This is a genomic window from Protofrankia sp. CiP1_Cm_nod4 (assembly GCF_982290645.1).
Map to the genome: position 1 here is coordinate 37,239 of NZ_CEVIVC010000031.1, position 11,023 is coordinate 48,261.

At 70.3% G+C, this 11,023-nt stretch carries 11 protein-coding genes and 1 pseudogene; 4 read left to right on the plus strand and 8 right to left on the minus strand.

Going from position 1 to position 11,023, the window contains the following annotated elements:
- Positions 1-837, plus strand: an 837-nt coding sequence (locus AC5LSR_RS08550; RefSeq protein ID WP_493468326.1) for a cobalt-precorrin-6A reductase, incomplete at its 5' end; no start/stop codon positions are given.
- 159 nt (positions 838-996) lie between these two features.
- Here the strand turns inward: AC5LSR_RS08550 and AC5LSR_RS08555 are convergent.
- The 5 genes from AC5LSR_RS08555 to AC5LSR_RS08575 form a co-directional block, all read right to left on the minus strand.
- On the minus strand, positions 997-1,623 hold the full coding sequence (locus AC5LSR_RS08555; protein WP_250282906.1) for a precorrin-8X methylmutase: 627 nt from the start codon (positions 1,621-1,623) through the stop codon (positions 997-999).
- A 378-nt stretch (positions 1,624-2,001) separates the two neighbouring features.
- Positions 2,002-3,528: a precorrin-6y C5,15-methyltransferase (decarboxylating) subunit CbiE gene (gene cbiE / locus AC5LSR_RS08560; protein ID WP_493468327.1), complete on the minus strand. Its 1,527-nt coding sequence runs from the start codon at positions 3,526-3,528 to the stop codon at positions 2,002-2,004.
- 213 nt (positions 3,529-3,741) lie between these two features.
- Positions 3,742-4,083, minus strand: coding sequence for a HepT-like ribonuclease domain-containing protein (locus tag AC5LSR_RS08565; RefSeq protein ID WP_250282910.1), 342 nt, complete (start codon positions 4,081-4,083; stop codon positions 3,742-3,744).
- On the minus strand, positions 4,073-4,384 hold the full coding sequence (locus tag AC5LSR_RS08570; RefSeq protein ID WP_250282912.1) for a nucleotidyltransferase family protein: 312 nt from the start codon (positions 4,382-4,384) through the stop codon (positions 4,073-4,075). Before AC5LSR_RS08570 ends, AC5LSR_RS08565 begins: the two co-directional genes overlap by 11 nt.
- A gap of 268 nt (positions 4,385-4,652) precedes the next feature.
- Complete coding sequence (locus AC5LSR_RS08575; RefSeq protein ID WP_250282913.1) at positions 4,653-6,050, minus strand: 8-oxoguanine deaminase; 1,398 nt, start codon at positions 6,048-6,050, stop codon at positions 4,653-4,655.
- A 265-nt stretch (positions 6,051-6,315) separates the two neighbouring features.
- On the opposite strand from AC5LSR_RS08575, the gene AC5LSR_RS08580 reads away from it, so the two are divergent.
- Positions 6,316-7,713 (plus strand): ATP-binding protein, encoded by a 1,398-nt coding sequence (locus AC5LSR_RS08580; protein WP_250282916.1) that lies wholly within the window; start codon positions 6,316-6,318, stop codon positions 7,711-7,713.
- A gap of 52 nt (positions 7,714-7,765) precedes the next feature.
- On the opposite strand, the pseudogene AC5LSR_RS08585 reads toward AC5LSR_RS08580, so the two are convergent.
- A pseudogene (locus tag AC5LSR_RS08585) lies at positions 7,766-8,107 on the minus strand (transposase family protein); the annotation flags it as partial.
- A 14-nt stretch (positions 8,108-8,121) separates the two neighbouring features.
- Complete coding sequence (locus AC5LSR_RS08590) at positions 8,122-8,622, minus strand: SAM-dependent methyltransferase (protein ID WP_250282918.1); 501 nt, start codon at positions 8,620-8,622, stop codon at positions 8,122-8,124.
- A gap of 61 nt (positions 8,623-8,683) precedes the next feature.
- Here AC5LSR_RS08590 and AC5LSR_RS08595 point away from each other — a divergent pair, with 61 nt between their 5' ends.
- Together AC5LSR_RS08595 and AC5LSR_RS08600 are read left to right on the plus strand one after the other, a co-directional pair.
- Complete coding sequence (locus AC5LSR_RS08595; RefSeq protein WP_250282920.1) at positions 8,684-8,953, plus strand: hypothetical protein; 270 nt, start codon at positions 8,684-8,686, stop codon at positions 8,951-8,953.
- Positions 8,950-9,273 (plus strand): type II toxin-antitoxin system PemK/MazF family toxin, encoded by a 324-nt coding sequence (locus AC5LSR_RS08600; RefSeq protein ID WP_250282922.1) that lies wholly within the window; start codon positions 8,950-8,952, stop codon positions 9,271-9,273. The genes AC5LSR_RS08595 and AC5LSR_RS08600 overlap by 4 nt, the downstream gene beginning before the upstream one ends.
- A gap of 313 nt (positions 9,274-9,586) precedes the next feature.
- Here AC5LSR_RS08600 and AC5LSR_RS08605 read toward each other — a convergent pair whose 3' ends face one another.
- Positions 9,587-10,897, minus strand: coding sequence for a serine/threonine-protein kinase (locus AC5LSR_RS08605; RefSeq protein ID WP_493468328.1), 1,311 nt, complete (start codon positions 10,895-10,897; stop codon positions 9,587-9,589).
- Between the last annotated feature and the right edge of the window lie 126 nt (positions 10,898-11,023).

Below are 11,023 nucleotides of genomic sequence, written 5' to 3' on the forward strand. Positions count from 1 at the left end.
CCGGGCGAGCTGGGCAGGCCGGGTGGGACGGGCGGAGCGGGTGGGACGGCGGTGAGCTGGCGGGTGCTGGTGCTCGGCGGCACCGCGGAGGGCCGGCGGCTCACGGAGAAGCTGGCCGCACTGCCCGGCGTGGAGGTGATCTACTCGATCGCGGGCCGGGTGGCCGCGCCCGCCCTGCCCACGGCGGCGCGGATCCGGGTGGGCGGGTTCGGCGGCGTGGACGGCCTCGCGTCCTACCTGCGGGATGCCGGGATCGCCGCGGTGATCGACGCGACCCATCCCTACGCCGCGCTGATGACCGCCGCTGCGGTTACGGGGAGTAACGCGGCCGCGGTGCCGCTGCTGGTCGTGCGCAGGCCGGGCTGGCCGGAGACGGACGGTGACGACTGGCATCGGGTGCCGTCGCTGGCCGCCGCCGCGGCCGCCCTGGGCGGCTTCGGGGAGCGGGTGTTCCTGACCACGGGCCGGTCCGGGATCGCAGCGTTCGCCGGCTCGGATCGGCACTGGTTCCTCCTGCGTTCGATCGAGGCGCCGTCACCCCCGATGCCGGCGCGGATGGACGTCCTGCTCGAACGTGGCCCGTTCACGGTAGAGGGGGAGACGGCGCTGATGCGCGGGCATCGGATCGACGTCATCGTCACCAAGAACAGCGGTGGCCCGCTGACCGCGGCGAAACTGGTCGCCGCCCGTCACCTGGGCTTGCCCGTGCTGATGGTGGACCGCCCGCCGCTGCCACCCGGCACACCGGCCGTGGCCACCCCCGAGGACGCCGTCGCCTGGTTCACCGACTGGTCGGGGCGACCGATGGGTCATGCACCAGTTGACGACAGCGGGTGACGAAATCAGACGAAGACACGGGGTGACGACCGTCCGCCGGTCGTCGCCGAGGATCCTCAACCTGGCCGCCCAGCCGGACTGCTTCGTCCGGTCGGCCGGTGTCGGGGCGTCGGACCGGCCGGCTTGGCACTCGTCCGGTAAGGCGTTCGGCTGGCGTGGTCATTCGTCCTCGCTCGCGATCGCGTTGACGGCCGCCGCGGCCATGGCGCTGCCGCCGCGGCGGCCGTGCACGACGAGGTGCTCCAGCCGGCTGGGATGCTCCGCCAGGGCCCGTTTCGACTCGGCGGCCCCGATGAAGCCGACCGGGACGCCGATCACCGCCGCGGGCCGGCCGGCGCCGGACTCGACGAGCTCGAGCAGCCGGAACAGCGCTGTCGGGGCGTTGCCCACGGCGACCACCGCGCCGTCGAGGCGGTCCCGCCAGAGGTCCACCGCGGCGGCGGTGCGGGTCGTGGCGAGCTGGTGGGCGAGGCCCGGCACCCGGGGGTCGGACAGCGTGCAGATCACCGGGTTGTCCGCGGGCAGCCGGGCGCGGGTGACGCCCGCGGCGACCATCCGGGTGTCGCACAGAATCGGTGCTCCTGCGAGCAGCGCGGCTCTGGCCGCGTCCACCACGCCGGGTGAGTAGGCCAGGTCGGCCACCAGATCGACCATCCCGCAGGAATGGATCATCCGGACGGCGGTGCGGGCGACGCCGTCCGGCAGGCCGGTGAGGTCCGCCTCGGCGCGGATCGTGGCGAACGAGCGGCGGTAGATCTCGGCGCCGTCACGGACGTAGTCGTTCACCGGGAGCTCCGCACGGTCGTGGGCCACCCGGCGGGCCAGCGGCGGCCCAGCCGACCGGTCCGGCCCAGCCGGCCGGACCGGCCCAGAGCGACGGTCACGTAGCGCGGATCCCCTCCACGGCCGCCCGTACAGGCCATGATCGCCGCGATTTTGTTGTTGTGTACGTTTTTTGGCCGCATCAGCGTACACAACGACAAACTTGCGCCGATCTTCTTCGATGGTCGGCGTCCATCGAAGTGCGCCACCGCCCGTGGGGTGACTTAGAGTCATCTAATCGGTGCTCTAGGCGACCGAAGCGGCTCGGCGGGGCAGAGCGGCAGCGGGTGTCCGCCACGGCCAGCAGGTCCGGGACAACGGCTGCGCGTCCGGCGATGAGCGTCACGGCCGCGATTGTGTCGTATCTGGACTGTCGTTGCGTTCCGGGGCCGGCTGCCTCCCCAGCGCGGGGCCGGCGGGGCCGGCGGTCTTGGTCACGGCCCACTGGGTGACCGGCAGCATCGGCCGCCAGCCGGTGAAACCGCCGACCGGCGCGGCGCGGGCCACCGCCAGCCGGACGAGGTCGCCGCCGTGGCTGGCGTGCCAGCCGGCCAGCACCGCCTCCGACTCGACGGTGACCGCGCTGGCCACCAGCCGGCCGCCCGGCGGGAGCGCGGCCCAGCACCGCTCGAGCACACCGGGAGTCGTGATCCCACCGCCGACGAACACGGCGGACGGCGTGGGCAGCCCGGCGAGCGCCGCGGGGGCGGGGGAGCCGACGACCCGCAGGCCGGGGGTGCCCAGCGCGTCCGCGTTGCGCAGGATCCGCGCTGCCCGGTCCGCCCGGGGCTCCACGGCGATCGCCCGGCAGGCCGGGTGCGTGCGCATCCACTCGATCGCGATGCTGCCGGAGCCCGCGCCCACGTCCCACAGCAGTTCGCCGGGGGCCGGACCGAGCCGGGCGAGCGTGACCGCCCGCACCTCCCGCTTGGTGAGCTGGCCGTCGTGCTCGAACACGCTGTCGGGCAGGCCCGCCGTCCGCGGCAGATGCCCGGAGTCGGGCCCGGGCTCGCACTCGACAGCGACCAGGTTCAGATCGGCAACCACGTTCGGACCGGCCAGCGTCCCCAGACCGGTCGTCGCGTCCGGGTCGGCCCGCGTGTCCTGGTCGGTCAGCGCGGCGGTCGGCTCGCCGTCGTGCCGCTCGTCGCCGTGCCAACCGCCGTCACACCAGGACGCGGCCGTGCCGGTGCGGCACCGCTCGTCATCCGCGCCGAGGTTCTCCAGGACGGTGAACGGGCTGCCGCCGTAGCCGCGGCCCACCAGCAGGCCGGCGAGCGCCGCCGGGCTGTGGCCGTCCGCGCACAGCACGATCAGCCGGCGGCCGGGCTGCACGGCCGGGTGCACGGCGCTGAGCGGACGCCCGACCAGGCTCACCACGTCGACGGCGTCCATCGCCCAGCCGAGCCGGGCGCAGGCGAGCGAGACCGAGGACGGATGGGGCAGCACCCGCACCCGCCGCGCGCCGAGCAGCCGCACCAGCGTCGTGCCCAGGCCGAAGAACATCGGGTCGCCGCTGGCCAGGCAGCACACGCGGGCGCCGGCGTGCTCGGCGAGCAGCCCCGGCAGCGCCGGCACCAACGGCGTGGGCCACTCGACCCGCCGGCCGCCCACGTCGGCGGGGACCAGTGCCAACTGCCGCCGGCTGCCCATCAGCACCTGCCCGGCCCGCAGCGCCTCCCGGCCCGCCTCGGTGAGCCCGCCCCACCCGTCGGCACCCACCCCCACCACAATCACCGGCGACTGATCACCGGGACACACGGTCACTGGATCTTTCGCTGCCTTCCTGGCCGCCTCGGCCGATCGTTTCGCCGGATACCACCGCCACCCGCCACACCACGGCCGGCGCGCTAGAGCTGACCACGCCATCTACCTGGAGCTGAACATGCTGGTCAGCATGGCAGTTGGTAAGGGAACGGATTCTTGACGCTGAACTTGCGGAGATCATCGACATCCTTCGTGCCATCGCTGCGAATATCGGGTACATGGAGCGGAGCGCGCTGGAACGAGTTGGCTTACGGGAACGTTGTGAACCGTGAGTCCCTACGGTATCGGGAGGCGATGGCTCCACGAGCGGCTTCCTCAACCGCTGTCGATGATTTCTTGCATGACCCGTTCGAGTTCAGGGAGCTTCTCCTCGAGAACCTGCCAGACCAATCTGTCGTCTACTGTGGCGTAACCGTGGATGAGGATGTTCCGAAAGGCGACGATGCGAGGTGGCTCGGGTATGGCGGCGGCGATCTCGGGGGCGGCCTTGGACAGTTGGTTCAGCGCCTCTCCGATGATCTCGACCTGGCGCTCGACGGCCGCACGGAGCATTGCGTTCGACAAATAGTCCGCCAACGATTGTCCCCGCGCGAAACCGCGGGCAAGACCGGCCGCGTGCACCGCGTCCCACAGGTATTTTCGGGGGTCAGGCCGCATACAGGGACTGCCGGGTACGCATGACCTGGTCGCGGAAGTAGGGGTTGCGGATGTTCGCGACGCTGACGACGTCGACCGCGCGTCCCAGCAGTCGTTCCAGGCCTTCCTTCAGGTCGAAATAGCTGCCGAAATAGTCGAACCCCGCCTGCGCGTCATCGAATTCGACCAGTACGTCGACGTCGCTGGAGCCCACGTCGAACGAGCCACCGACGGCGGACCCGAACACGTCGAGACGTCGAACCCCGAGTCGCTGACACAGGGTCTCGATCTCCGAACGCTTCGTCTCGATGACCGGATGCACTGCCCACCTCCCGAATGAGATTCTGCCCCGCGAGCGCGGATGTCGACCGGGCGAACCGGTCACGGCCCGGGCGCACCGCTGTGGTCAAGGGAATTTTGCTCTGTTTATAACGAATAGTCCGATTTCTGGCAGGCCTGTCCGGCATCCGAGGCCGGCCTCTGAGCGCCGCCGTGAACATCGTGGGCGGAACGTGCCGGTTCAGTGGTCACCATCGAATCTGGTCCCGTGCCGACCTCCGGATGCTGGGGCCAGGGCGGGACGCCGGTCATCAGGGATTTCGCTGGATGGTGGTGGCGATCGTGCGGTGGCGGCGGAGGATGTCGTCGAGGCCGAGGTGGACGGGGGCGCCGTTCTCCACGACGGTCCTGCCTGCGACGACGGTGTGCCGGGCGGCTACCGGGCCGCAGCGCAGCCACGCCTCCACCGGGTCGGACAGGGCGCCGGCGAAGGCGATCCCGTCCAGTGGCCAGACGACCAGGTCACCGGCCGCGCCGACGGACAGCTCGCCGAGCTCGCCGGCCCGGCCGAGGCAGGCCGCGCCGCCGCGGGTGGCGATCTCCAACGCGTCCCGGGCGGACATCGCGGACGCCCCGCCGCGCAGCCGTCCGAGCAGCATCGCCGTACGCGCCTCCAGCCACAGCGAGGCGGCGTCCGCCGAGGACGAGCCGTCGCAGCCGAGGCCGACCGGCGCGCCGGCGGCCCGCAGCTGCGCGACCGGCGCCAGCCCGCCGCCGAGGATCATGTTGCTGCTCGGGCAGTGAGCGACCCCGGTGCCCCAGGCCCCGAGCCGGGCCACCTCGGCGGCGTTCGGGTGGATGCAGTGGGCGACCCAGGCGCGGTCACCGCCCCAGCCGAGGTCGCGGAAGTGCTCGACCGGGCGCCGGCCGTAGGTCGCCAGGCAGTAGTCGTCCTCCTGCGGGTCCTCGGCGAGATGGGTGTGCAGCCGCACGTCCAGCTTCTCGGCGAGCTCGGCGGTGGCCCGCATCAGCTCGGGGCTGACGGAGAACGGCGAGCAGGGCGCCAGCGCGATCCGCACCATCGCGCCGTGGGACGGGTCGTGGTGGGCGGCGACGAGGGCCGCCGAGTCCGCGAGGATGTCGTCGGGATCCTGCACGACGGAGTCCGGCGGCAGCCCGCCGTCCTTCACCGACAGTGACATCGATCCACGGGTGGGGTGGAAGCGCATCCCGAGCTCGCGGGCGGCGGCGATCTCGGCCGCGATCAGGTCCCCGGCGCCGCGCGGGTGGACGTACAGGTGGTCGGTGGTGGTGGTGCAGCCGCCCAGCGCGAGCTCGGTCAGGCCGACGTGGGCGGAGACGTACACCGCCTCCTCGTCCAGGCGGGCCCACAGCGGGTAGAGCGTGCGCAGCCAGGCGAACAGCGAACCGGACACCGCCGGCGCATACGACCGGGTGAGGTTCTGGAAGATGTGATGGTGGGTGTTCACCAGGCCGGGGGTGACCAGGCAGCTGGCCGCGTCCAGCGCGCGCCGGGCGGGCGGGGGCGGGTCGCCGGCCGCCCCGACCGCGCTGACCAGGCCGTCGGTCACCGCCACCCAGCCGCCGGGCAGCTCCCGGCGGCGGTCGTCCATGGTCGCCACCAGCTCGGCGCCGCGGACGAGCAGGTCGACCGGCCGCGGGCCGGGAGCCGGGATACGCGCGGTCATGGCATCGATTCTGCCGCGCCGGTGTCGCCCGACGGTTTCACCGCGGTGCCGTCCGACGGTTTCACCTTCGGCTCACCGAGGTGCCCCAGGGGTTGGTAACGCGGCTACCTGCCGGGCGGCGACGCACCCGCACACTCACCCTTGACGGCCCGGGCGACCGCCGGAGCGAAACCATAGCGCGCCTCGCGCAGGCTGCGATAGTTGCAGGCTGCGATAGTCGCAGGTATGGTGGAGTGGTCGATCTGCTGCCGAGGGTAGGATATTGGTGCGTTTCGTCAATCGAGTCAAGGAACTGTCCTTGCTGGACGAGTGGTTCGGGCGACCGGGACCTCAGCTTGGCGTGGTTTGGGGGCGTCGACGAGTCGGAAAGTCGCACCTGCTGGCGCATTGGGCAGCGGATAAGCGGGCTGTCTACCACGTCTCACGCAACCGAGCGCCCGACCAGGAGCTTGCCGCGCTCTCGGCGACCGCGGCTCCGGTGCTCGCGCTTGCCAATCGCGACCTGGTCAGCCGTCCGTTTCGGGACTGGGACGAGGCATTCGAGCTTTTCCGGCAAACTGCGTCAGAAGCGCCGCTGGTCGTGATCCTCGACGAGTTTCCCGAACTGGTCAGGAGCGATCCGCGTATCGAGAGCGCCCTGCGCGCGATCTGGGAGGGCATGGGCGACCATCCCGTCCGCCTGGTCCTGTGTGGCTCGGCGGTACGCATCATGGAAGCGTTGCAGGAGGAACGCGCCCCGCTCTACGGGCGGGCTACGCTTCGCCTGCAGGTTCGGCCGTTTCTGCCCAACGAAGCGGCGTTGATGCTGCCCGGTCTCGCACCCGCCGAGCGGGCCAGGGCATGGGGTGTCTGCGGTGGCATACCCTTTTACCTGGACCTGTGGGACCAGTTGTCGTCATTCCGGGACAATCTCGCGCGACTTGTCGCGAACGAGCATGGGCTTTTTCTCAACGAGGGCCAGTTGATCCTCGCCACCGAGGACTTCGCCGGCGGCCGCCGCGAACGTATCCCGGAGCAGGTGCTGCGGGCGATAGCCGCCGGGCGCACCCGGTTCGGCGAAATCAAGGACGCGTTGGGCATCGACCCAACCCGGGCGCTGGCCGCATTGGCGGACCTCGGCCTGGTCCAACGGGTGCTTCCGGTCGGGCGCAACGCGGACCCACGGCGGGCGTACTATCGGGTGGCGGACAACTTTCTGGCCTTCTGGCTGTCGATTGCGGAGCCTCGTCGAGCGGCCATCATCCAGGGTTTGGGCAACTCCGTGGCGGGCGTCATGGAAAGCGAGTTCGACAACTTCATGGGCGACCGGTGGGAGGACGCCGTACGCGCTCATCTCGTACGGACCATGGCGGATGATCTCCGGGTCGCGCCCGTGATCGAGGTCGGCCGGTTCTGGCACCAGTACGGAACCGACCCGGCAGAGATTGACGTCGCCATGCTCAGCGGGCCGACAGGACGGCTTGGCCTTGCCGCCGAGGTGAAGTGGGCCCGGCGCGAAGAAGGAAACCGTATCCTGCGCACATTGATGCGCAAGGCGCACGCCTCCAACCTGATCGGCCCGCATGACCCGGAGCCGCTGTACGTGATCGCCGCGCGCGAGGAGGTGACCGGACAGCTACCCGACGACGTGCTCCGCGTCACCACCGCCGACGTCTTCGCCTAAAGGTTGTTTCGTAACTCGCTTGGGTGTGATGCGACTGTCCGGTGGTGCTCGATCAGCCGGCCCGGCTGATGTTGTAAAGGTGGGCGATCCCGGCGGCGGTCACGGCAAGGGCGCGCGCCTGGCGGCGGTAGTCGCGCAGGATCTTCCAGGTCTTCAGCCCGGCGAGGGTGTGTTCGACGCGGGCCCGGACCGTGCGGTGCACCCGGTTCAGGTCCTGCTTCCACTCCGGTAGCGGCTGTCCGTCGACCGGTTTCCGATAAGGCATGATCACGTCTGGGTGGCCCTGGTAGCCGCCGTCGGCGAGCACGGGGCGCCCGGCGAGACGGTCTTTGATCCCGCTGGTCTGGTAGACGATCGTGTCGTTGCGGTTGCCGGCCCGCGGGTCGCCGAGGGCGAGAACGATATGGCTTATTTTTTGCGGCCTACACCGCCGTAGATCCAGACGTTGCGGTAGCCCCTGGGGCGTTTGCTGGCCGGTCGCCATGTCGGCACCTGGACGAGGCCCGGGCCCACCAGATCGCAGCCGGTGAAGAACGCGGCAATGGCGGGATGACCGCGCACGGCGAGGGGCGAGGTGGCGGTGTCGTAAACCTCGGTGGCCTGGGCCGCTGCCGCGGGTCGCAGGTCACCCGTGGCATGGGACAGCACCAGATAGCTGCCCGCCGGCAGCGCATCGAGTAGCGTCCGCACGATGCCGGTGGGGTTTTCCTCGTCGCGGATGAAGTGCACGACGGCCACGAGGAGCAGGGCCACGGGTTCGGTGAAATCGATCAGATGCCGGACGTGAGGGTGGCCCAGGATCTCGTGTGGCTTCCGCAGGTCCGCCAGCGCGGCCGTGGTCCGGCCGGTGCCGGTCAGCAGCGCGTTGGCGTGCGCGTGGACGACGGGTACCACCCCCGGGATACACATGCCCCGACCTACGCGTCCACTGGCCACCCCGGATGTTGTACATTTGTTGTACAGTGACCTCATGAGTGTCGGATTCCGCCCCACCGAAGAGGACCTCCGGATCGTTGAGGCCAACCGCCGTCAAGACGAAAAGACCAGCGACGTCATCCGGCGCGCCCTGCGACTGCTTGACCGGGAGGCGTGGGAGGTGCGTGCCCGCGAGGATATGTACCGGCTGCGGAACGAGGACCTGTCCGCCGAGCCCGATGCGTGGGAGTACGACACCAACGGCAACATCAGAATCACAGGTACGAACCTCGCGGTACCAGTCAGGTCGCAGGACCAACCGTGATTCGCGGGGCGGTGTACCCGGTGGACCTTGGCGACGCCAAGCGCGGGCATGAGCAGCGGGGTCGTCGGCTCGGCCTCGTCATGAGTATTGAGCAGAACGCGTGGTCCACGGTCACGATCGTTCCGACGTCGACCGGCGCGCAGGCGACCGCCTTCAGGCCGGAGGTGATCATTACGGGACGGTCGACCAGGATCCTGGTCGACCAGATCCGGACCATCGACAGCTCCTATGTCACGGGTGAACTCGTGGACTACCTCTCCCGCGACGACATGGCGCAGGTTGAGCACACCCTTTCGCGCTACCTCGGCCTGCTTCGCTGAGCGCATCGCCTGGCTCCCGTACATCGACCTCCCCTCGCGACCGGGCGAAGACCGAGATCCGACGCCGCCGACCCGACGGATCTGTCGCGTTGTTCTTACCGGCCCCCGGCCGAGCCGCGCGGCATGTGCAACCCGGGTACGGACCCCGGATGCAGCCCGATCATCAAAAAGATGCTGGTCAGAAGCCCGAGGGCTGTACGAGGACGATCGGTACCACCCCAGGGTTGCACACATCAAGCGACGGAAGACGGGGCTGACCGGCGTCTACCTGAATCCGGATGGTGCGACTCCGGTCGATGGTGGGGAGGAGGCACTACCGGGGCCGGGTGAGCTGATGTCCATTCTTGAAGTCGCAGGTATCCGTACTGGCGAAGCACCTCTCGTCATTGCTGGCGCTGGCGAGGGTGCGCCCGTCCGGCGCAAACGCCACCGAAATCACAGAGTTGGTGTGGCCGGTGAGGGGGGAGCCCAGCGGGCGGTTCTCTTCGGGGATGAGCTGGTGGTTCTCTTCGGGGATGAGGGTGAAGGCCAGAACAGTGCCGGTGATGACAAGCAGCACCGCGGCGGAGACGAGGGCCAGGCGGCGCTTCCGGCGGGTTCGCGGGCCACCAGGTTTCTCGCGGACGGCTGACGGGATTGCCGGTGTCGGGTCTGATGGCAGGGGGTCGGCTCGCTGGGTGGGCAGCTTGGTGAAGTTCGATGTCGCTAGTGGTACGGGTGGGCTCGTGTCAGGTGCTGGCAGGGTAGGGGCGAGTGGTTCACGGATATCCGTGGGTGCCCTCAGCGTGGCGGGAATCGTCGAGGCTGGCGTGGGGGTGGGCTGGTCGGTGGCGGCGCGGGCCAGATCGAGGGCGAAGGCGTGGGCTGAGGGGTGGCGGTCGGCGGGGTCCTTGGCCAGGGTGCGCATCACCACCGCGGCAACCGGCTCGGGCACTCCCGCGGGCGGCGGCGGCAGGACATTGAGGTGGTGGTGGATGAGCGCCGGGGCAGGCAGGGCCGGGTCGAACGGCGGGACGCCGGTCAGCAGCTCGTAGAGCATGACGCCGAGGGCGTAGAGGTCGGTGGCCGCGCTGAGCCGGCCACCGAGGATCTGTTCGGGAGCCATGTAGACAGGGGTGCCGATCACCGCGCTGGCGGTGGTCGCCGACCCTTCCGCGATTTTCGCGATGCCGAAGTCGGCGACCTTGGGCAGGACGGCGGCGTCGAACAGGATGTTGGCGGGCTTGATGTCGCGGTGCAGCACTCCCTGCCCGTGGGCATAGGACAACGCGGCGGCCACCGCCAGCCCCACCGCGCAGGCCGTCTCGCCTGCCAGGTCCCGGCGACGGCGGGTCAGGGGCCCTCCGGCCAGCAGTTCCATCACGATCAGGTGAAGGTCCTCGGCAGCGAGGGCGTCATAGACCCGGACGATATGCGGGTGATCCAACGAGGCCAGCAGGCGGGCCTCGTTCCAGCTGCGCTCGGTGGCCTCGTCCTGGTCGACCAGAAGAATCTTGACGGCGACATCGCGGCCCAGCCCGCGGTGCCGGCCGGCCAGCACCAGCCCGAACGCCCCTCGCCCCAACCGGGCACCAAGCTCGTAGCCCGGCAGCGCCGCCGCGATCCGCCTCCTTGCCTCGATCATGAGACGGTCAGGGCCCCACGTCGACGACAGGCAGCATGCGCCATCTCGAATCCCCCCAAACAGGCCACCATGCGATGCATGTGATCCTACCGGCGTTCGGCACAGCGACAACCGTCCCGCCGATCC